This window comes from Duganella sp. AC237 (assembly GCF_979254035.1).
In genome coordinates this window covers 5,648,126-5,667,565 of sequence record NZ_CEEDEW010000003.1, presented here as the reverse complement: position 1 = coordinate 5,667,565, position 19,440 = coordinate 5,648,126, and the positions used below count along the sequence as shown (strand labels likewise).

Annotated in this window: 20 protein-coding genes; 11 read left to right on the top strand and 9 right to left on the bottom strand. The window is 63.4% G+C overall.

Annotated elements, in window-relative coordinates; genetic code table 11:
- From AC0IYS_RS25155 to AC0IYS_RS25140, 4 genes are all read left to right on the top strand, one after another.
- Positions 1-1,641, top strand: a complete 1,641-nt coding sequence (locus AC0IYS_RS25155) for an alpha-glucosidase (RefSeq protein ID WP_471707725.1) — start codon at positions 1-3, stop codon at positions 1,639-1,641.
- Positions 1,642-1,794: 153 nt separating this feature from the next.
- Entirely contained in the window at positions 1,795-3,669 is a 1,875-nt protein-coding gene (locus AC0IYS_RS25150; RefSeq protein ID WP_315221359.1) for a glucokinase, read from the top strand.
- A 241-nt stretch (positions 3,670-3,910) separates the two neighbouring features.
- Positions 3,911-4,348, top strand: coding sequence for a PadR family transcriptional regulator (locus AC0IYS_RS25145; RefSeq protein WP_471707724.1), 438 nt, complete (start codon positions 3,911-3,913; stop codon positions 4,346-4,348).
- 2 nt (positions 4,349-4,350) lie between these two features.
- On the top strand, positions 4,351-5,613 hold the full coding sequence (locus tag AC0IYS_RS25140; protein WP_471707723.1) for an MFS transporter: 1,263 nt from the start codon (positions 4,351-4,353) through the stop codon (positions 5,611-5,613).
- Positions 5,614-5,616: 3 nt separating this feature from the next.
- Here AC0IYS_RS25140 and AC0IYS_RS25135 read toward each other — a convergent pair whose 3' ends face one another.
- On the bottom strand, positions 5,617-6,186 hold the full coding sequence (locus tag AC0IYS_RS25135) for a hypothetical protein (RefSeq protein ID WP_471707722.1): 570 nt from the start codon (positions 6,184-6,186) through the stop codon (positions 5,617-5,619).
- A gap of 80 nt (positions 6,187-6,266) precedes the next feature.
- A complete protein-coding gene (locus AC0IYS_RS25130) occupies positions 6,267-7,064 on the bottom strand; it encodes a class I SAM-dependent methyltransferase (RefSeq protein WP_471707721.1) in 798 nt (265 codons plus the stop codon).
- A gap of 265 nt (positions 7,065-7,329) precedes the next feature.
- On the opposite strand from AC0IYS_RS25130, the gene AC0IYS_RS25125 reads away from it, so the two are divergent.
- From AC0IYS_RS25125 to AC0IYS_RS25110, 4 genes are all read left to right on the top strand, one after another.
- Positions 7,330-8,238, top strand: coding sequence for a 2-dehydro-3-deoxygalactonokinase (locus tag AC0IYS_RS25125; RefSeq protein WP_471707720.1), 909 nt, complete (start codon positions 7,330-7,332; stop codon positions 8,236-8,238).
- Positions 8,239-8,240: 2 nt separating this feature from the next.
- Positions 8,241-8,861 (top strand): 2-dehydro-3-deoxy-6-phosphogalactonate aldolase, encoded by a 621-nt coding sequence (locus AC0IYS_RS25120; protein WP_471707719.1) that lies wholly within the window; start codon positions 8,241-8,243, stop codon positions 8,859-8,861.
- A gap of 25 nt (positions 8,862-8,886) precedes the next feature.
- The gene (locus AC0IYS_RS25115; RefSeq protein ID WP_471707718.1) at positions 8,887-9,771 is read left to right on the top strand and encodes an SMP-30/gluconolactonase/LRE family protein; all 885 of its coding nucleotides are present in this window, start codon (positions 8,887-8,889) and stop codon (positions 9,769-9,771) included.
- Positions 9,772-9,922: 151 nt separating this feature from the next.
- Positions 9,923-10,912 carry a glycoside hydrolase family 53 protein gene (locus tag AC0IYS_RS25110; protein WP_471707717.1) on the top strand — a complete coding sequence of 330 codons (990 nt, stop codon included), beginning with the start codon at positions 9,923-9,925 and terminating at the stop codon, positions 10,910-10,912.
- A gap of 30 nt (positions 10,913-10,942) precedes the next feature.
- Here AC0IYS_RS25110 and AC0IYS_RS25105 read toward each other — a convergent pair whose 3' ends face one another.
- Complete coding sequence (locus AC0IYS_RS25105; RefSeq protein ID WP_471707716.1) at positions 10,943-11,365, bottom strand: VOC family protein; 423 nt, start codon at positions 11,363-11,365, stop codon at positions 10,943-10,945.
- A gap of 168 nt (positions 11,366-11,533) precedes the next feature.
- On the opposite strand from AC0IYS_RS25105, the gene AC0IYS_RS25100 reads away from it, so the two are divergent.
- The gene (locus tag AC0IYS_RS25100) at positions 11,534-11,959 is read left to right on the top strand and encodes a DUF7684 family protein (RefSeq protein WP_471707715.1); all 426 of its coding nucleotides are present in this window, start codon (positions 11,534-11,536) and stop codon (positions 11,957-11,959) included.
- Between the two features lie 201 nt (positions 11,960-12,160).
- Here AC0IYS_RS25100 and AC0IYS_RS25095 read toward each other — a convergent pair whose 3' ends face one another.
- From AC0IYS_RS25095 to groES, 4 genes are all read right to left on the bottom strand, one after another.
- The gene (locus AC0IYS_RS25095; RefSeq protein ID WP_471707714.1) at positions 12,161-12,652 is read right to left on the bottom strand and encodes a hypothetical protein; all 492 of its coding nucleotides are present in this window, start codon (positions 12,650-12,652) and stop codon (positions 12,161-12,163) included.
- A 69-nt stretch (positions 12,653-12,721) separates the two neighbouring features.
- Complete coding sequence (locus AC0IYS_RS25090) at positions 12,722-13,174, bottom strand: cupin domain-containing protein (protein ID WP_471707713.1); 453 nt, start codon at positions 13,172-13,174, stop codon at positions 12,722-12,724.
- A 127-nt stretch (positions 13,175-13,301) separates the two neighbouring features.
- Positions 13,302-14,951 carry a chaperonin GroEL gene (gene groL, locus AC0IYS_RS25085; protein ID WP_471707712.1) on the bottom strand — a complete coding sequence of 550 codons (1,650 nt, stop codon included), beginning with the start codon at positions 14,949-14,951 and terminating at the stop codon, positions 13,302-13,304.
- 49 nt (positions 14,952-15,000) lie between these two features.
- On the bottom strand, positions 15,001-15,291 hold the full coding sequence (gene groES / locus AC0IYS_RS25080) for a co-chaperone GroES (RefSeq protein ID WP_008451606.1): 291 nt from the start codon (positions 15,289-15,291) through the stop codon (positions 15,001-15,003).
- Between the two features lie 197 nt (positions 15,292-15,488).
- Between groES and AC0IYS_RS25075 the strand changes: the two genes are divergently transcribed.
- Together AC0IYS_RS25075 and AC0IYS_RS25070 are read left to right on the top strand one after the other, a co-directional pair.
- The gene (locus AC0IYS_RS25075; protein WP_471707711.1) at positions 15,489-16,271 is read left to right on the top strand and encodes a helix-turn-helix domain-containing protein; all 783 of its coding nucleotides are present in this window, start codon (positions 15,489-15,491) and stop codon (positions 16,269-16,271) included.
- A 65-nt stretch (positions 16,272-16,336) separates the two neighbouring features.
- Positions 16,337-17,806 (top strand): FAD-dependent monooxygenase, encoded by a 1,470-nt coding sequence (locus AC0IYS_RS25070; protein WP_471707710.1) that lies wholly within the window; start codon positions 16,337-16,339, stop codon positions 17,804-17,806.
- Between the two features lie 15 nt (positions 17,807-17,821).
- Here the strand turns inward: AC0IYS_RS25070 and AC0IYS_RS25065 are convergent, their stop codons facing one another.
- Positions 17,822-18,508, bottom strand: coding sequence for a helix-turn-helix domain-containing protein (locus tag AC0IYS_RS25065; RefSeq protein WP_471707709.1), 687 nt, complete (start codon positions 18,506-18,508; stop codon positions 17,822-17,824).
- A 125-nt stretch (positions 18,509-18,633) separates the two neighbouring features.
- The gene (locus AC0IYS_RS25060; RefSeq protein WP_471707708.1) at positions 18,634-19,407 is read right to left on the bottom strand and encodes an SDR family oxidoreductase; all 774 of its coding nucleotides are present in this window, start codon (positions 19,405-19,407) and stop codon (positions 18,634-18,636) included.
- Between the last annotated feature and the right edge of the window lie 33 nt (positions 19,408-19,440).

The window sequence follows — 19,440 nt, the reverse complement described above, 5'->3', positions numbered from 1 at the left end:
ATGACTAAGCAACTAACTCAAGTTTCCCCGCACATTAAAGACTGGTATCGCGAGGCCATCATCTACCAGGTTTACCCGCGTAGTTTCTTCGACACCAACGGCGACGGCATCGGCGACATGCCCGGGATTACGGCAAAGCTGGACTATATCGCATCGCTGGGCGTGGACATCGTCTGGATTTCGCCATTTTTCAAATCGCCGATGAAGGACTTCGGCTACGACATTTCCGACTACTGCGACGTCGATCCGATGTTCGGCACGCTGGCCGACTTCGACACGATGATCGCCAAGGCGCATAGCCTCGGCCTGAAGATCATGATCGACCAGGTGATGGCGCACACCGCCGAGGAGCACCCGTGGTTCAAGGAGAGCCGGGCGAGCCGCGACAATCCGAAATCCGACTGGTACGTATGGTCCGACCCGGCGCCGGACGGCAACCCGCCAAACAACTGGATGTCGGTGTTCGGCGGCTCGTCGTGGCAGTGGGATACGCGCCGTCGTCAATACTATTTACATAATTTCCTCGTCAGCCAGCCGCAGCTCAACTTCCACAACCCGCAAGTGCAGCAGGCGCACCTGGACGCGCTGCGCTTCTGGCTCGAACGCGGCGTCGACGGCATCCGCCTGGACGCGTCGAACTTCCACTTCCACGATCCTGAGCTGCGCAGCAATCCGCCGGCCGTCAACCGCGACACCGCCACCGTGTCGGACGTGAACCCATACGGCATGCAGGCCCACGTCTACGACAAGAGCCGTCCGGAGAACCTGCCGTTCCTGCAAAAGCTGCGCACCCTGCTGAACGAATACCAGGCGGTGTCGATCGGCGAAGTGGGCGCCGACGATTCGCTCGCTGTCATGGCCGAATACACCGCCGGCGGCGACAAGCTGCACATGGCCTACAGCTTCAACTTGCTGGTGCCTACCTGTTCGTCGCACTACATCCGCAAACAGGTAGAGCAGTTCGAGGCGCGCGTGAAGGGCGGCTGGGCCTCGTGGTCGGTCGGTAACCACGACGTGCAGCGCGTCGCCACGCGCTGGGGCGGGCCGGGCGCGCCGAAGGCGTTCGCCAAGATGATCCTGGCGATGCAGTTGTCCCTCAAAGGCACGCCGTGCCTGTACCAGGGCGACGAGCTGGCGTTCGCCGAGGCGGACGTGCCGTTCGAACTGCTGCAGGACCCGTACGGCATCACCTTCTGGCCGGAGTTCAAGGGCCGCGACGGCTGCCGCACGCCGATGGCGTGGACCGGAGAAGCCGATGGCGGCTTCACCACCGGCAAGCCATGGCTGCCGGTGTCGCCGGACCATATCGCCAAGGCGGCGGCGGTGCAGGAATCGGATGCCGAATCGTCGCTGGCGTTCACGCGCAAGTTCATCGCCTGGCGCCGCAAGCTGCCGCAGCTCACGCGCGGCGGCATCCAGTTCTTCGACACGCCGGAGCCGGTGCTGGCGCTGCGACGCGATGCCGACGGCGAGCGCGGGATCATCGCTGTGTTCAATCTTGGCGGGGAACCGGTCAGCTTCACGTTACCGCAAGTAGCGGGCGCCGAACAGATGGAAGGTTACGACCTGCCTGGAACGGTGGACGCCAGCCAGGTGCAATTGCCGGCCTTCGGCGCCTGGTTCGGCTACGCTCGCAGCTAACCCGGACGGCCATGCGGGGTCGGACCCCACTGGGTCCGACCCCTAAGACGCGACGCAAGCGTATCGCAAGACGGGGCTTGGTTTAACGCCTTTACTTCTTAACACCAGATATTTCGGGTATGCTTCCGCCAACTGTTTTGACTGAATCGAACGATGAAACAAGCTGAAGTAGACCAAAAACTCAACCGCACGGCGTTCGCCGACGGCCCGCGCCTGCTGGCCGACATCGGCGCGACGCACGCGCGCTTCGCTTTGCAAACGGCCCCCGGCGAATTCCGCGCCGTGCGTGTGCTCAAGTGCGACGACTTTAGCGACATCGTCGCCATGCTGCGATCGTACCTGTCCGACCACGCCGACATCACCTTGAACCACGCCGCGCTGGCGGTGGCCAATCCGGTCAGCGGCGACCATGTGCGCATGACCAACCGCGATTGGGAATTCTCCACCGACGAAGTGCGGCGCGCGCTTGGCCTGCACACTTTATTAGTGGTGAACGACTTCACGGCGCTGGCGATGTCGTTGCCGGGCCTGAAACCGGCGGATCTGATGCAGGTGGGCGGCGGCAAGCCGGCCTCGAACTCCGTCATCGGCGTGCTGGGACCGGGCACGGGCCTTGGCGTCTCGGGCGTGATCCCGACCGTCGACGGCTTTGTCACGCTCGGCTCCGAGGGCGGCCACACCAACTTCGCCCCGGCCGACGAACGCGAATATTCGATCCTGCAGTACGCGTGGCAGACCTGGTCGCACGTCTCGACCGAGCGCCTGATCTCCGGCCCCGGCATGGAAATCATCTACCGCGCCATCGCCAAGCGCAATGGCCGCCAGGTGCGCGACCTGACCTCGCAGGAGATCATGGCCGGCGCGCTGACCGACAAGGATCCGCTGTGCCTTGAGGTGCTGGAGTGCTTCTGCGCGATGCTGGGCGGCGCCACCGCCAACCTGGCCGTCACCCTGGGCGCGTTCGGCGGCATGTTCATCGGCGGCGGCATCGTGCCGCGCATGGGGGAGTGGTTCGCCTCGTCGCCGTTCCGTTCGCGCTTCGAGGCCAAGGGCCGCTTCACCAGCTACCTGTCGGAGATTCCGACGTACGTCATCACGACGCCGAATCCGGCCTTCTACGGCGTGGCGACGATCTTGTCCGAGCACCTGCGCGGACGCAGCGGCGCCAATACGTTGATGGAGCGCGTGCAGCATCTGCAGCACGAGCTGACGCCGGCCGAGCAGCGCGTGGCGCAGCTGGTGCTGGAGCAGCCGCGCCTTGTGCTCAACGAGCCGATCGCCGACATCGCGCGCCTGGCGGAAGTGAGCCAGCCGACGGTGATCCGTTTCTGCCGCTCGCTCGGTTTCCTCGGCCTGGCCGATTTCAAACTGAAGTTCGCCAGCAGCCTGACGGGCGCGATACCGGTGCGTCACAGCCAGGTGCGCGTCAGCGACAGCACGCACGACTTGAGCGCCAAGGTCATCGACAATACTGTTTCCGCGATTCTGAAATTCCGCGACCAGCTGGACGTGCGCTCGCTGGACAAGGCGATCGCGCTGGTGGCCAAGGCCAAGCGGGTCGAGTTTTACGCGATGGGGAATTCGCGCGTGGTGGCGCTGGATGGCCAGCACAAGTTCTTCCGCTTCCGCATTCCGACGTCGGCCTACGGCGATTCGCACTTGTTGACGTTGGCGGCCGAGCTGCTCAATCCGGGCGACGTGGTGATCGCCATTTCCAATTCGGGCAAGCTGCCGGACCTGCTCGAAGCGGTCGACGCGGCGCGCGCGGCGGGTGCCGACGTCATCGCCATCACCGCCAGCAACTCGCCGCTGGCGAAGAAGGCCAGCGTCTGCCTGGCGGTCGATCACACGGAGGACAGCACAACGTTCCTGTCGATGATCTCGCGCATCTTGCAGCTGCTGCTGATCGACATCCTGTCGGTGGGCATCTCGCTCGACACGCAGAACTCGCGCGTGGTGGTGCAGCAAAAAGCCAAGAGCGGCGAAACCGACAACCGGCGCCTGCTGATTTCCCACCTCGACAGCTGACCGCGAAACGGCAGCAACCCAAAGGCAGGCCGTTATGGTCTGCTTTTTTTTCGCCTGTTACAAATCGAAACTTGAAGTCTTCCAAAAATACGCTAAGATATATCTTAATAAGTTATATCTTAACTTGTTATATCTGAAGAAGGAGTTCCAAATGTTTCGATTCTCACATCATTCACACCATCCCCATGCGGCACATGGTCCGCATCACGGCGGTGGCGGCGGCCGCGGCCGCGGTCCAAAAATGTTCGATGCCGGCGCCATGCGCTATATCGTGTTGCAACTGATTTCGGAAAAGCCGCGCCACGGCTACGAGATCATCAAGGAGCTGGAGCAGCGTTCCGGCGGCGGCTATACGCCCAGCCCGGGCGCCATCTATCCGCTGCTGTCGATGCTGCTCGATATGGGCCATGTCGCCGCCACGCCCGACGGCAACAAGAAGCTGCACGCGATCACGCCGGAAGGCGAGGCCTTCCTGGCCGAGAACCGCCAGTTCGTCGATGCCATCGTGGCCCGCATGAGCGATCCGGCCGAGTCGCGCGACGACTTGCGCACGATCATGCACGAGCTCAAGCACGCTGTCATCGCCCAGGGACAGGAAAACCATCCGAGTGCCGCCAAACTGGAGCACATCCGGGCGATCCTGCGCCGCACGACGGCCGAGATCCTGGCGCTGGAGTGAGCATGACCACTCCTGCCGCGCTCACCCTGGCCCCGGCGCGCGAGCGCCTGGTCCTGTGGCTGCTGGCGCTGATCCAATTCACCGTCATCATGGATTTCATGGTGATGATGCCACTGGCGCCGCAGCTGATGCAGGCGTTCACGATCACGCCGGCCGCCGTCTCCGGCGCGGTGTCGGCCTACGCTTGGTGCGCCGGCCTGTCCGGCCTGCTGGCGGCGATGTATATCGACCGCTTCGACCGCAAACAGCTGCTGCTGTGGATGTTCGCGCTGTTCACCTTGTCCAACCTGGCGTGCGCCATCGCCCCCAATTTCCATGTGTTGGTGCTGTCGCGGGCCTTCGCCGGCGTGACCGGCGGGGTGTTGGGCGCGATGGTCATGGCCATCATCGGCGACCTGATTCCTGCCCACCGGCGCGGCGCGGCCACCGGCGTCGTGATGACGTCGTTCAGCCTGGCGGCGGTGGTCGGCGTGCCGACCGGCGTGATGCTGGCGGCGCACTTCGGCTGGGCGTCGCCGTTCTACCTGCTGGTGCTGTTCTCGCTGGTGATCTGGGGCCTTGGGGCGCGGACCTTGCCGTCCATTACGGGCCATCTGACGCGGCGCGTGCCGCTGTCGGCCGTGCTGCCGAATCTGATCGGCCTGTACCGTGTACCCAACCACCTGAAGGCGTTCGCGCTGTCGTTCGTCAACATGATGACGGGCATGCTGGTGATTCCGTTCATCTCGCCGGTGCTGGTGAATAACCTGGGTGTGAAGCCGGCCGAGATCACCTATGTGTATCTTGCCGGCGGGTTGGCCACGCTGGTCAGCGCGCGCATGGTGGGCAAATGGTCGGACCGCGCCGGCGCGCAAAAGGTGTACCGCTATCTGGCGCTGCTGTCGGTGTTGCCGATGATGTCCATGACGCACATGCCGGCCATGCCGCTGGTCGCGGTGATCCTGTTCTTTCCGTTCTTTATGACGGCTGTGTCCGGACGCACCATTCCGCTGCAGGCACTGATGACCACCGTGCCGGACCCGTCCAAACGCGGCGCCTTCCTCAGCGCGAACTCGGCGATCCAGCAGCTCGGCAGCGGCGTGGGCGCCTTGCTGGGCGGCCTGACCCTGCATACGGACGCGGCCGGCCACATCCTCGGCTATGGCTGGAACGGCTGGATCGCCGCCGGGCTGACGGTGTTCTCGGTGCTGTGGGTGGGGAAGGTGGCGAGCGCAGTGGAGGCGACCCCGGCGAAACCGGCGCCGCAAGAGCAGAAGGTCGCCTAAGCGCTAGCCGTCGATGTTGATGCGCTTTTCCGGATGCTTTTCCCGGCGCCAGCGTGCCAGGCTGATGACTTCGTCGTTGGTGGCGTCTTCGACCAGGATCTCGTCGTCGCTCGACGAGACCAGGAAGCTTTCCCAGCGCTGCGCCGATTCGGCGCTGTTTTCGACAAAGCTGAACTGCCAGTAGCTTTTGCCGTTGAGCTTGCGCGGCGTCGGATCGTATTCGATCAGCGCGCCGCGCACTTTTCCGCCGGAGCTTTTCTCCAGCATCGACGACCATTGTTGCAGTTCCGGCAGCGCCATCAGCGCTGCCGACGCTTGTTCCTTGGTGCGGGTGGCCTTGGGTTCGGCCTGGGCGGCCGGTTCGCTGGCGGCCGGACGCGGCGCGGCGGCGCGCGGCGCCTTGCTGGCCGGCGGCGCCTTGCTGGCGACGACCGGCTCAGCCGGCTTGACCGGCGCCGGCGGCACCGCCACCGGCGTCGTGTTGTTGAGATAGACACCCACGCCGACGGCCAGCGCGACGGCGGCGGCGCCGGCGATGGCCAGGGTACGGGGGGACGGAGAGCGAGATGCCATAAGGGATAGCCTGGACTATTTTGTTGACGGCCATACTAAACCAAAGGCATCCATCGGGCAACTTCAACCCTCCAGTTCGCCTATGAAAGGGCGTGTTTTTGCAGGAAACAGCAGATATTGGGCGTCAACATGCCCGGTGCGATGCCCAGCCGGCGCGCCAGCCATAGCACCGGTTGCAGGCTGCGGACGTCGGCGCCGCCGCGCAACCGCGAGCGCAGCAGGAAATTATCGGGGTGGGCGGTGTCCAGATTGTCGTAGTGGGGGCCGAAGCCGCGCCGCATCGCCCACGGCCAGACGCCGCGTGGCAGCGACTTGCCGAGCACACGGTCGATCCAGCGCGGCAGGTAATTGACCAGCCAGCGCCCGCTGTGCGCCTCGCGTGGCCAGAGCCGGTTGCTGGAACCGGTCAGCAAGATCAGCCCGCCCGGCGCCAGCACCCGGTCGAGCTCGCGCTGCACGGCCGGCAACTCGGCCGGCGCCACGTATTCGAGCACGCTGTTGCAGGCGATCAGGTTGAACTGGCCGTCGGCGAAAGGTAGCCGGCGCGAGTCGGCGACGTGGGAGAAATCGATGTTGTCGATGCCGTAGCGCGCGGCGTTGAGGCGCGCCAGCGCGACCCAGTCGGCCGAATCGTCGGTGGCGCTGACCTTGGCGCCCAGGTACGAAAACAGAATGGCCGAGGCGCCGATGTTGCAGCCGAATTCGAGGATCTGCATGTCCGGCAGGCGCAGCGGCATCACGTCCAGTACCATGCGTAGCTGATCCCATTCATAATCGACCTTGCCGCCGACCCAGGGGTCGCGCGGCTTGAGCCCGAGCTGGCCCGCCAGGGTGTCGAAATCTTGCTGTTTGGTATGTTGCGTGGGGGCGCAGTCCATGGAACCTCCTGAAAGTGAATGCGTCTCAACTATAGGAGGCTCGTTGCCGGGACTGCTTGTCGTAGCGCAAACGGGCCGGTTGCCATGCAGACGCCGCCGAAACGCATGCATGGCGGATTACGCTGCGCTACGTATTTCCGGAGAAGGTTTAAACTTTCGTTGGGGTGTCTATATTATTTTGGTATCAGTTGCGCGAGATAATTCATTGGCGGCACTATAGCCATTTTTGTACCATCTTCGCAGTATAAGAAAAGGACTCTGACTAGTGGATAAGACAATTCTGGGCGTCGACTGGGGCACCAGCAACCGGCGCGCCTATCTGATCGATCAACAAGGCAACTGCCTGGCGGAACACGAAGACGGCCAGGGCATGCTGGCGGTCGGCGGACGCGAGCGTTTCAGCGCCTCGCTCGACGGCTTGCTCGATGCCATGCACCTCGATAGCGACGTGCCGGTGATCATGTCCGGCATGGTCGGCAGCGCCTCCGGCTGGCAGGAAGTCAACTATCTGGACGCCTCGGTGCCGCTGACCGAGCTGCCGCAACATCTGGCGCCCGTCACCGATCCGGCCTGGGCCGGCCGCTCCCATATCGTTCCAGGCTATTGCTACCGCAACGGCGCCGCCGTCGATGTGATGCGCGGCGAAGAAACCCAACTGCTCGGCGCCGTGGCGCTGGGCAAGCGCGACGGCTGGCTGGTGTTGCCCGGCACCCATAGCAAATGGGTGCTGCTGCGCGACGGCGTGATCCAGTCGTTCGCCACCTACATGACCGGCGAGCTGTTCGCCATGTTGTCGGCCGGCGGCACACTGTCGTCGATGATGGCCGGCGACACCAGCGACGCCGAAGGCTTCGCCACCGGGTTGAACCAGGCCGCGCGCAACGAGCCGCTGTCGAACACCTTGTTCCGCGTGCGCGCCGGCGTCGTCTCGCGCACCTGGCCGCAGCAGCAGGCCGCCGCCGTCGTCAGCGGTTTGCTGATCGGCGCCGAGTTCGCCGCAGCGGCGCGCGAGGTGCCGGCCGACGGCAGCGGCGCCGGCATCACCGTTATCGGCTCGCCGGCGCTGGCCGCCCGCTACGCCGCCGCCGCCGCCCACTTCGGCTTGAAATGCGAAGTGCTCGACCCACATCACGTGTATTGCACGGCGATTTCCCAATTCATCAAGCAGGGCTGATCATGACTATTTCCCATCCAACCACGCCGCTGGTCGCCATTTTGCGCGGCCTGCAACCGAGCGAGGCTGTCGCCGTCGCCCAAACGCTGTATGACGCCGGCTTCCGTGCGCTGGAAGTGCCGCTGAACCGTCCGGGCGCGCTCGAGTGCATCGCCGCGATGGTCGCGCTGAATCTGCCCGGTACCATGGTCGGCGGCGGCACCATGCTCAGCGTCGAGCACGTCGAAGCCGTCTACGAAGCGGGCGGCCGCCTGCTGGTGTCGCCGAATTGCAATCCGGCCGCGATCCGCCGCGCCGCCGACCTGGGCATGTACTGCGCCCCCGGCGTGGCCACGCCGACCGAGGCGTTCGCCGCGCTCGACGCCGGCGCCCACGCGCTCAAACTGTTCCCGGCCGAGATGATCGGCCACGGCGGCCTGAAGGCCATGCTCAGCGTGGTGCCGGCCGGCACCCCGATGTGGCCGGTGGGCGGCGTCACGCCAGAGACGATGCCGGGCTGGGTCAAGGCTGGCGCCACCGGCTTCGGCATCGGCGGCGCGCTCTACACGCCCGGCGTGACCATCGAGCAGCTCGGCGAGCGCGCGGCCGCGTTCGTCAACACCTGGCGCGGCTTGGCCGCCTGATTCCTTTCATCCTGGGATAAAACGAATGAGCAAGCATGACGTGCAATGTCTGTGGGAAGTGGGCGCGCAACTGGGCGAGGGCCCGTTGTGGGTGGCGGAGCAAAACCGCCTGTATTTCGTCGACCTGAAAAATCAACAACTGCACGCGCTGGGCACCGCCAGCGGCGAGCGCCATAGCTGGACCATGCCGGATTACATCTGCTGGCTGATCGCCCGCAAGGACGGCGACGGCTTCATGGCCGGCTTGCGCGACGGCATCGCCCGCGTCTGGCTCGAGCCGGAGCTGCGCATCGAATACCTGGCGCGTCCGTTCCCCGAAGGCAGCGGCCTGCGCATGAACGACGCCAAGGTCGACGGCGCCGGCCGCATCTGGGCCGGTTCGATGCACAACACCGATTACGCCCAGGCGATCGGCATGTTGTTCCGCCTCGACAAGGACTTGACCTTGACCGTGGCCGACAACGAATATCACATCTGCAACGGCCCGGCATTCAGCAACGACGGCGCCACGATGTACCACACCGACAGCTTCGAGGGCCGCACCTACGCCTATCCGCTGGCGGCCGACGGTACCCTGGGCGACCCGCGCGTGTGGCGCCAGTTCGAGTTCGACAAAGAAGGCGCGCCGGACGGCATGACGGTCGACAGCGAAGGCTGCGTCTGGGTCGCGCAGTGGGGCGGTTCGCGCGTCTGCCGCTACTCGCCGCAAGGCGAACTGCTGGAAACCATCAGCGTGCCGGTGCGCAATCCCGCCTCGTGCACCTTCGGCGGCCCGGACCTGAAAACCTTGTTCATCACCACCGCCAGCGAGGACAACACGCCCGAGGAGCTGGCGAAGTTCCCGCTGACGGGTTCGTTGTTCTCGGTGCGCGTGGAAGTGGCCGGCGTTCCCGCCGCGCGCTTCGGTTAATCAGCGGCTCAGCAATAGCAGCGCCGGCCCGTGCCGGCGCGGTATCCCGAATGTAAAATGTGCCGCGCGACGCGGCAGGGGGAGGTGCGCACAGGTGGCAGGCAGCACAGCGTAGTACAACTATAAAAATCAATAAGACACTGGAGACACAATGACATTCAAGAATTTGCTCGCCGCCATCTGCGGCGTGGCGATGGGCCTTGCTGCGTCCGTCGGTTCCGCACAAACGTTCGCCAATGGCGCCGATGTCGGCTGGGTCAGCCAGCAGGAGTCGAGCGGCTATTCGTTCTATAACAGCAGCGGCGTCAAGACCGACCCCTTCGTGCTGTTGAAGAATCTCCAAATCAATTCGATCCGCCTGCGCGTGTGGGTCAATCCGAGCGGCGGCTGGAACGACGGCGCCGACGTGCTCTACAAAGCCAAGCGCGCCGCCGCGCAAGGCCAGCGCATCATGATCGACTTCCACTACAGCGACAGCTGGGCCGATCCGGGCAAGCAGACCAAGCCTGCCGCCTGGGCCAACCATACGCTGGCCCAGCTGAACAACGACGTCTACAGCCACACCCAGGGCATCCTGAACTATCTGAAGACCAACGGCATCAACGTCGAATGGGTTCAGGTCGGCAACGAGATCAACAGCGGCATGCTGTGGCCGGAAGGTAAGACCACCAGCTTCGGCAATCTGGCCGGCCTGATCAACAGCGGCTACAACGCCACCAAGGCCGTCTATCCGAACGCCAAGGTGATTCTGCACCTGGCCAACGGCCACGACAACGCCGTGTTCCGCTGGTTCTTCGACGGCGTCAAGGGCGCCGGCGCCAAGTGGGACGTGATCGGCATGTCGCACTATCCGCCGGCTTCGGACTGGACCAGCTACAACAACAAGATCTCCACCAATATGTGGGATATGGTGTCGCGTTACGCCAAACCGGTGATGGTGACCGAAGTCGGCATGGACTGGACCCAGGCGGCGACCTCCAAGGCGATGATCGCCGATCTGCTGAGCAAGACCAAGGCGCTCGGTTCGAACGGCCTGGGCGTGTTCTACTGGGAGCCGCAGGGTTACCCTGGCTGGCAGGGCTACACCATGGGCGCGATCGACGCCAGCGGCAAGTTCACCATCGCGCTGGACCCGTTCTAAGCCGTATCGTTCCGCACATGACGTCGCGGCTTACCGGGCCGCGACACTCAATGTCCAGTTGACGCCGAAGCGGTCCTTCAGCATGCCGAACAGCGGCGTCCATTGCGCCGACTGCAGCTCGGCCGTGATGGTGGCGCCGGCGGACAACTTGTCCCAATAGGCGCGGATCTCGTCCTGGGTTGTTGCCTCCACGGCGACCAGGAAGGCGTTCTCGCCCTGGTTCCATGGCGCGTGCGACGGCACGTCGTAGGCCATCACGCGGAAGCCGGTCTCGGCCGCCACCTGGCCCCACATCAGCTGGTCCGCTTCGGCTGCGTTGGTCACCTGATTGAAGTCTTTATACGTCATGGCATTGACCTGTCCGCCGAACACGGATTGATAGAAGTCGAGCGCCTCGCGCGCCTGGCCGCGGAAATTCAAGTGGATAACGGCGCTGACGGTTGCTGGTTTCATGTTGAACTCCGGTTGAAAAAAGGAAGCTCATTCTAGCGAGCGCCTCCGACAGTTTCTGTCAGGAGTCGACGTCTTCCCGCCGCCACTACCGGCACGCGCGCCGATGCATTTGCGGTATCGGCGAAATCGGGTGAGAATGCGTCGCTTGAACATTACAGCGGCGCTATCATGCAGAAACCATCGATCAGATATTTACACCTCGCTCCGGAAAATGACTTGCCGGTGCTGGAAGGCTTGGCCGCCTTCAAAGCCATCGTCATGGTCGAGGCGGAAGTGCCCGAGATGACGCGCTGGGACGTCAGCCGCTGGCTTGTTGAGTCCGGCTGTAGATATGCGCTCGCGTGGGGCGATCAATGCGAGGCATGGCGCGAATCGATCGACGACGCCAGCCTGGAGGCGACCGACTACGAGGACGTGCCGGAAGACCAGCAATTGCTGGCCACCGCGCATGAGGACGAGGATTTGAGCGAGGTCTTCTGGTTCGCCAAACACCGCGCCTCGCATCCCGCGCTGGAACTGTCCGAGACGCTGATCCTGCACATTGCCGGCGAACCGCGCCGCGACGAGATCGAAGCGGAGTTCCGCGACGCCTGAGTCTCAGGCTCCTTCATGATGGCGATCAAACGCTGAGCGTACCTGGCAAAAGGGCGGCGCGGCGCTGGCATATCATCGAGGCCTGCGTTCCCGCTGCGACGGAGGCCGGCATCATGAATCACAAGCCGTGTGGAAGGCTTGAGTCGGGAGCGCGGTGACGAGTTGCTTCGACGGCTACACAGCGAACAGTAACTTCGGCGCTCACACGGGCTTGTTTCGTCTCATGTCCAACCCCAACGCAGCCTTGCGCAGGCGGCCGTTGCGGCGTACGTAGTCGAAAGCGCCGCGCGTGTCGTACATCAGCTGATAGTGGTAATAGTTGATGTGCTCCAGCACCGCGAATGTCAGCAAGCCGCACGACCACCAAAGGTCCGCAGACGCGCCATCCGCCAACGCGATAAACACCGCCACGCCGGCGATCGCCACGACGTTCGAATATTTAAAGAAGTGGTACAGCGGCTGGAAATACGCAGGCAAGGCCTGACGCGTGACGGTCGACTGCAACTTCAGCTGCCAGTACAGCATCCCCTGTAACAGGATGTAGACCACCATCGCCATGGCAGCGCCCCGCAGTCCCCATGCGACGGGATCGTCCGACGTTTCCCATACCATCGAAAAGACGATGGGCAAGGCCAGCGCGGCGAATCCTTCGCCGTTGCGCAAATAGGTCATCCGGGCGCGTATCGTCTGCATGCGTTTGGGATTTTGTTGAGGAATTGCTAACTCTATCACAGGTCTGGCGGCCGTAGCGGTCGGCCGCAGTTACTTCGGTGCCCCGGGCGGCGCGGTGGTCAGCACATCGTCGTCCTTGCTCCAGGCTGGCGACGTGATCGCGTAGAAGTCCAGCGGCACGCCCTTGCTGGCCCGGATCGAGCGCACGGTGCTCGGCTGGATGACGATGTACGAGCCCGGCCCGATCGTTTGCACGTGGCCGTCGGTCCAGATCTCGCCCGTTCCGCTGAGCACGAAGAACGATTCCTCGCCTTCCTTGTTGTGGCTCCACGGGCTGGCCTTGCCCGGCTCCAGATGAAACAGCGCGACGCTGACCTTGTCGCTGCGGGCGCCGGCGGGCGCTGTCCTGCCGCTCAATTCGCGCAAGGTGACGCCGGGCGCGGCTGTGATGACCGGCAGACTGTCCGGATCGATAACGGGGGGCGGCGTCTGCGCCGAGGCGAGGACGGGCAGGGCGGCGAGCAGCAGGGCAAATGGCTTCATAGGTATCGAGGAAAAGGAATCAGCGGCGAGTGTAGCACCCTGCGCGCGCATAAAAAAAGCCAGCTTCCGAAGAAGCTGGCTTTTCCATGCAGCGAGGCGGCTCGGCCTGGGCCGAGCCGGCCGGCAATTACATCATGCCGTCCATACCACCCATGCCGCCCATGCCACCCATACCGCCCATGCCGCCGCCGGCTGCCTTGTCTTCGGTGACTTCGGCAACCATGCAATCGGTGGTCAGCATCAGGCCGGCGATCGACGCTGCGTTTTGCAGTGCCGAACGGGTGACCTTGGCTGGATCCAGCACGCCCATTTCAACCATGTCGCCATAGGTGCCGTTGGCGGCGTTGTAACCGTAGTTACCCGTGCCGGCCAGAACCGCGGCAACGACGACCGAAGCTTCTTCGCCGGCGTTTTGCACGATCATGCGCAGTGGCTCTTCCATGGCGCGCAGAACGATCTTGATACCTGCGTCCTGGTCCGGGTTGTCGCCTTTGATGGTGATCGAAGCGCGGGCGCGCAGCAGGGCTACGCCGCCGCCTGGCACGATGCCTTCTTCCACTGCGGCGCGGGTAGCGTGCAATGCATCTTCAACGCGGGCTTTCTTTTCTTTCATTTCAACTTCGGTGGCGGCACCGACTTTGATCACGGCAACGCCGCCGGCCAGCTTGGCCACGCGCTCTTGCAGTTTTTCACGGTCGTAGTCCGAAGTCGCTTCTTCGATCTGCACGCGGATTTGCTTGACGCGGCCTTCGATGCCTTCAGCCTGGCCAGCACCGTCGATAACGATGGTGTTTTCCTTGCCGACTTCGATACGCTTGGCTTGACCCAGCTCGTCCAGCGTGATTTTTTCCAGGGTCAGGCCGACTTCTTCAGCAACCACTTGACCGCCGGTCAGGATCGCGATGTCTTCCAGCATGGCCTTGCGACGGTCGCCGAAGCCCGGGGCCTTGACGGCGCAGGTTTTCAGGATGCCGCGGATGTTGTTCACAACCAGGGTCGCCAGTGCTTCGCCTTCGATGTCTTCGGCGATGATCAGCAGTGGACGGCCGGCTTTGGCGACTTGTTCCAGTACCGGCAGCAGATCGCGGATGTTCGAGATTTTCTTGTCGCACAGCAGGACGAATGGATTGTCCAGGATCGCGACTTGCTTCTCTGGGTTGTTGATGAAGTATGGCGACAGGTAGCCGCGGTCGAACTGCATACCTTCAACGATGTCGAGCTCGTCGTTCAGCGACTTGCCGTCTTCGACGGTGATGACGCCTTCCTTGCCGACTTTTTCCATCGCTTCAGCGATGCGCTCGCCGATCGACGCGTCCGAGTTGGCCGAGATCGAACCGACTTGGGCGATTTCCTTGGTGGTGGTGCATGGACGGGCGATCGCGGCGATCTGCTCGACGGTGGCGGCGACGGCCTTGTCGATGCCGCGCTTCAGGTCCATTGGGTTCATGCCGGCGGCAACGAACTTCATGCCTTCACGGACGATGGCCTGGGCCAGCACGGTGGCGGTGGTGGTGCCGTCGCCGGCGTTGTCGCTGGTGCGGGAAGCAACTTCCTTGACCATTTGCGCGCCCATGTTCTGCAGCTTGTCTTTCAGTTCGATTTCTTTAGCGACCGACACGCCGTCCTTGGTGACGGTAGGGGCGCCGAACGAACGTTCCAGCACGACGTTGCGGCCTTTAGGGCCCAGGGTGACTTTAACGGCGTTGGCCAGGATGTTGACGCCTTCGACCATTTTGGCGCGCGCTGCGTCGCCGAAGATTACTTCTTTAGCTGCCATGTTGTTTCTCCAGAATTAGGTGATGAGTGGAACCGCGTGCCAAGTGAATTTACTTGACGACGATTGCCATGATGTCTTCTTCGCGCATGACCATCAGTTCTTGACCGTCAACTTTGACGGTCTGGCCGGCGTACTTGCCGAACAGAACGCGGTCGCCTACTTTGACATCCAGCGGACGGACTTTGCCATCTTCGAGAATCTTGCCATTGCCGACGGCGAGCACTTCGCCTTGATCCGGTTTTTCAGCGGCCGCATCAGGGATGATCAGGCCGGACGCAGTTTTGGTTTCCTGGTCGAGGCGTTTGACGATTACGCGATCGTTCAAAGGGCGAAGGTTCATACAAAACTCCTTAATTAGCATTGGTACAGTTTGTTGTTGTGCCAAACTTGCCTAAATAACTAGATTGCCACAACGGAAAGTTGTCGAGGGCGCTGTTAGCACTCTCTCGGAACGAGTGCCAATTATAGGGACGACCATGTCGCTTTTCAAGGCGTGGAAGCTTGCGAATCATCAAAAAGCTAAGAAAAGCTGCAAATATGACTACAATGAAGGCCATGCATCAGGAATTTGAACCGCCGGAAGCGCTGCGCGACGCCATCAAGTGCTTTTGGCACAACGTGCGGGAATTCGACGGGCCCAGCTTCGAGGTCGTCCCCGACGGCTACGCGGAGATTATTTTCACCTTCGGCGGTGATTGTGGCGTTTCTTGTAACGGCCTCGTGCGTGCCTTGCCTTCGCCCTTCCTGATGGGGTTGCTCAATCAGCCGGTGGTGTTCAGCACGCAAAGCCGGTTGCAAGTCATCGGCGTCAGATGCTATCCATGGACGGTGTTCGACTTGCTCGGCCTGCCGCCCGGCAAGGACGGCTTGCGCGTCTTCGAGCATCCTGTCGCCCAGCTTCAGTCCACGCTGGATGTCTTCATGACGGCCGGTCGCGTCGACCATGCGGTGGCTGCGCTGGCCGTCTACTTTCTGGCCGCCCGGCCGCCCAAGCCCGTCGACGCGACGCTGTTCAAGGCGGGCGCCGCCATGCTGGAAGCCAACGGAGCGATGCCGGTCAGCGAGGTCGCCGCCGCCGCCCACGCGACGGTGCGCACGCTCGAACGCAAGTTCAAGCATTCGTCCGGCCATACGGTGAAGGATGTATCCGGCCTGATGCGTTTCGAGCAAGCGCGCAACCGTCTGTGGACCGAGCCGGACGTCAGCCTCGCCGCGCTGGCGCAGGCGCTAGGCTACACTGACCAGTCCCACCTGAGCCGCGAATTCAAGCGTTACTGCGGCGTGACGCCATCGGCTTTCGCGCGCAAGCGCAAGCGGTAGGAATCGCCAGTTTTTGTCGCGTTTATACAAGCCGGGCCGGCGCCGCGAAATCTACACTGCCGGTCATGAAAACTTACGATGTCATTATTTCAGGCGCGGGTCCGGTAGGCCTGTTCCTCGCGTCTGAACTGGCCTTGGCCAAATGTTCCGTCCTCATGTTGGAGAAGGCGGAGAGTCCGAATTCGCCGTTGAAGCAGATGCCTTTCGGCATACGCGGCCTGTCGGCGCCCAGCGTTGAAGCGCTGCACCGCCGTGGCTTGCTCGAGCAGCTTGAGGTGCCCAAGCGCGTCAAGAATGCGTTTGGCCATGTCGCTGCGGTCCAGGCCGGACACTTCGCCGGCATTCCATTTTTCCAACACAACATCGACATGTCGCAGTGGCCGAACCGCTTGCCAAGCTCGCCGCCGACCAGCCTGCTGTCCGAAATGGCGGAGACCGAATCGGTGCTGACGCGGCGTGCCGAAATGCTCGGTGTGGAAATCAGGCGCGGACATGCGGTCACCGGCGTCGATCAGACAGATCATGGCGTAACGGTGAGCGCCGGCGAGCAGGCGTTCCATGGACTGTGGCTGGTGGGCTGCGATGGTAGTCGCAGCGTGGTGCGCAAGGCCGGCGGTTTTGAATTCGCCGGCACCGAGCCGGAATTTACCGGCTACACGGTGAAGGTCGATATCGCCGATCCCAGCAAGCTCAAGGCGGGCCGCAACGTCACTCCGGAAGGCATGTACTTCCAGTCCCAGCCGGGTTATCTGGCCATGCAGGATTTTGATGGCGGAGCGTTCCATCAAAACGGCGAACCGGTCACGCCCGAACGCGTGCAGCATGTCTTGCGCCGCATCTCGGACACCGACGTGACGATCAGCAAGCTGCATGTCGGCACGACGTGGACCGACCGTGCGCGGCAGGCCACCAGCTATCGGCAGGGACGCCTTCTGCTAGCCGGCGATGCCGCGCACATTCACTCGCCGCTGGGCGGGCAGGGGTTGAACCTTGGACTGGGCGACGCCATGAACCTTGGCTGGAAGCTGGCTGCGACGATACACGGCCAGGCGCCGGATCGTCTGCTGGACAGCTATCACGCCGAGCGGCATCCGGTTGGAGAAAAGGTGCTGGACTGGTCGCGCGCGCAGGTCGCCATCATGCGGCCCAACCCGGAGGCGCGAGCGCTGCATGCGATTTTGAGCGATCTGATGAAAACGCGCGACGGGGCCACCTATGTCGCCGGAAGAGTATGGGGGATTTCCACCAACAGCGCGCCGAACTTCGCGTTTGAGGACGGCACGACGCTGGGCGATCTGATGCACGACGGCCGGGGAATGCTGCTGGATTTCGACGCCAGCGCCGCGCTGGAAGCTTGGGCGAACGAGGCTGGCATCAAGTATGTTTTCCGCAGCGCGAAAGAGCGGCTCGGCTTCAGCGCGTTGCTGATACGCCCGGACGGCGTCGTCGCCTGGAAGTCGGGCGACGACGCGACCGACGGCGACATCCGGCAAGCTGCCGCACACTGGTTCGGCGGCGCTTGCCGGGCGTCTTGAACCGCCTGCCGCCTGTCAGGGATCGAGCGGGCCGCCGTCGGCAAAGCGCTTGGAGGTCAGCCGCAGTCGTTCTGAAAGCCGGCGGCGCGCCTGACGGACGCGCGAAAAATACCAGTCGAAGGCATGGCGGATGGCGCACGCGAACAACATCATTTGCAGGTAAGCGCTCGTCGTAGCCCTTGGCGAGGCGCTGAAGCTGGAAAACAGCAGCACCAGCGCGCAGGTGATGAAGCCGAATTGCACCGTCCTGCGAGCCCGCGTGGATAGCTGCGTTCGTCCCGAGAAGTACCAGCCGAAGCCAGCATACAAGCCGCCGGCGATGGCGGTCATGGGCGCCAGGGTAGTTAGGGCCCAAGGCATCTGTTCCAACGAAAAGTACGAGGCCCCCGCCGATAGTATTGCCGCCAGCAGGGCGATCATGCCAACCAAGCGATACTGCTTGTGCGTTGCGGGGAGAGTCGAAGTCGCCGGCGATGGCGGTTCGGACAGGGCGGCCTGCGGTTCGGCCAGATCGCGGATATCGATCTCGAAGGCGGCGGCGAGGGCCATCCTGGTTTCGCGCGAGGCGCTGCCGTCGGCCTCGACCCGCTGGATCGTGCGCAGGCTGACGTCGGCGATCTGCGCCAGTTGCTCTTGCGACCATGCGCGTTCGGTGCGCATGCGTTTGATGGTTTTCGCGCTTACTTTCATATCGTCGTCCATTGTGGCTCCAGTTGTCAGGAATGAAACTGGAGAATGGGCCAATTATGCCTGAAACACTACGACAGTTTGCCGCCACCCAGGCGACATCGGGCCGCCAGCCACGTGATGACGGCGGCGTCGCGCATTTATTCGTGGTACAGCTGCGAGCGGCCGCCGTCGATCAGGATGTCGGTGGCGTTGATGAAGGGCGCTTCGTCACTGGCGAGGAACAGCGCCGTGGCGGCGACTTCCTCGGGTGTGCCCAGGCGCCTGCAGGGCAGCAGCGCGGCCTGGCGGGTGCGTTCGGCTTCCGGGTCCGGGAAGCTGGCGAAGTGGCGTTCGATCATGTCCGTGACGATCAGCCCCGGCGAGATCGAGTTGACGCGGATGCCGCGCGCGGCGTATTCCAGGCCGAGCGCGCGCGTGAGGCCGATCAGCGCGTGCTTGGCGACCGGGTAGGGGAAGCAGCCGGGGATGATCTTGTGGCCGTGGACCGAGGCGATGTTGACGATGCTGCCGCCGCCTTGCGCCAGCATCGCCGGCAGCACGGCGCGCGCGGCGTTCCAGGCGCCCTCCAGGTCGACGGCGAAGCAGCGCTTCCAGTCGTCGTCGCTCAGGGCCAGCGGATCGTCGAAGACGTTCATGCCGGCGTTGTTGATCAGGATGTCGATTTTGCCGAAGCGCTGCACGGTGCGCGCGACCAGTGCTTCCATCGCGGCGCGGTCGGAGACGTCGGCTTCGATGAAGATGGCGCGGTCAGGGCCGAGTTCTTCGGCGATGGCGCGGGCGTCGTCGTCGTCGCGGTGGCTGTTGAGGGTGACCATCGCGCCTTCGGCGACAAAACGGCGGGCGATGGCTGCGCCGATACCTTGTGTCGATCCTGTGACGATGGCGACTTTGTTCGATAAGCGGTTGGCCATATTTTGCTCCTGCTGGATGCGTTGTCGGCGGCT

What these genes read in the sequence shown, in the direction of transcription:
- AC0IYS_RS25100 (WP_471707715.1), top strand. Translation starts at nt 11,534, where the DNA reads ATGCAGAAACCATCGATCAGATATTTACACCTCGCTCCGGAAAATGAC.
- AC0IYS_RS25130 (WP_471707721.1), bottom strand. Translation starts at nt 7,064, where the DNA reads ATGGACTGCGCCCCCACGCAACATACCAAACAGCAAGATTTCGACACC.
- AC0IYS_RS25110 (WP_471707717.1), top strand. Translation starts at nt 9,923, where the DNA reads ATGACATTCAAGAATTTGCTCGCCGCCATCTGCGGCGTGGCGATGGGC.
- AC0IYS_RS25150 (WP_315221359.1), top strand. Translation starts at nt 1,795, where the DNA reads ATGAAACAAGCTGAAGTAGACCAAAAACTCAACCGCACGGCGTTCGCC.
- AC0IYS_RS25060 (WP_471707708.1), bottom strand. Translation starts at nt 19,407, where the DNA reads ATGGCCAACCGCTTATCGAACAAAGTCGCCATCGTCACAGGATCGACA.
- AC0IYS_RS25115 (WP_471707718.1), top strand. Translation starts at nt 8,887, where the DNA reads ATGAGCAAGCATGACGTGCAATGTCTGTGGGAAGTGGGCGCGCAACTG.
- groES (WP_008451606.1), bottom strand. Translation starts at nt 15,291, where the DNA reads ATGAACCTTCGCCCTTTGAACGATCGCGTAATCGTCAAACGCCTCGAC.
- AC0IYS_RS25140 (WP_471707723.1), top strand. Translation starts at nt 4,351, where the DNA reads ATGACCACTCCTGCCGCGCTCACCCTGGCCCCGGCGCGCGAGCGCCTG.
- AC0IYS_RS25075 (WP_471707711.1), top strand. Translation starts at nt 15,489, where the DNA reads ATGACTACAATGAAGGCCATGCATCAGGAATTTGAACCGCCGGAAGCG.
- AC0IYS_RS25090 (WP_471707713.1), bottom strand. Translation starts at nt 13,174, where the DNA reads ATGAAGCCATTTGCCCTGCTGCTCGCCGCCCTGCCCGTCCTCGCCTCG.
- AC0IYS_RS25105 (WP_471707716.1), bottom strand. Translation starts at nt 11,365, where the DNA reads ATGAAACCAGCAACCGTCAGCGCCGTTATCCACTTGAATTTCCGCGGC.
- AC0IYS_RS25065 (WP_471707709.1), bottom strand. Translation starts at nt 18,508, where the DNA reads ATGGACGACGATATGAAAGTAAGCGCGAAAACCATCAAACGCATGCGC.
- AC0IYS_RS25135 (WP_471707722.1), bottom strand. Translation starts at nt 6,186, where the DNA reads ATGGCATCTCGCTCTCCGTCCCCCCGTACCCTGGCCATCGCCGGCGCC.
- AC0IYS_RS25070 (WP_471707710.1), top strand. Translation starts at nt 16,337, where the DNA reads ATGAAAACTTACGATGTCATTATTTCAGGCGCGGGTCCGGTAGGCCTG.
- groL (WP_471707712.1), bottom strand. Translation starts at nt 14,951, where the DNA reads ATGGCAGCTAAAGAAGTAATCTTCGGCGACGCAGCGCGCGCCAAAATG.
- AC0IYS_RS25120 (WP_471707719.1), top strand. Translation starts at nt 8,241, where the DNA reads ATGACTATTTCCCATCCAACCACGCCGCTGGTCGCCATTTTGCGCGGC.
- AC0IYS_RS25145 (WP_471707724.1), top strand. Translation starts at nt 3,911, where the DNA reads ATGTTCGATGCCGGCGCCATGCGCTATATCGTGTTGCAACTGATTTCG.
- AC0IYS_RS25155 (WP_471707725.1), top strand. Translation starts at nt 1, where the DNA reads ATGACTAAGCAACTAACTCAAGTTTCCCCGCACATTAAAGACTGGTAT.
- AC0IYS_RS25095 (WP_471707714.1), bottom strand. Translation starts at nt 12,652, where the DNA reads ATGCAGACGATACGCGCCCGGATGACCTATTTGCGCAACGGCGAAGGA.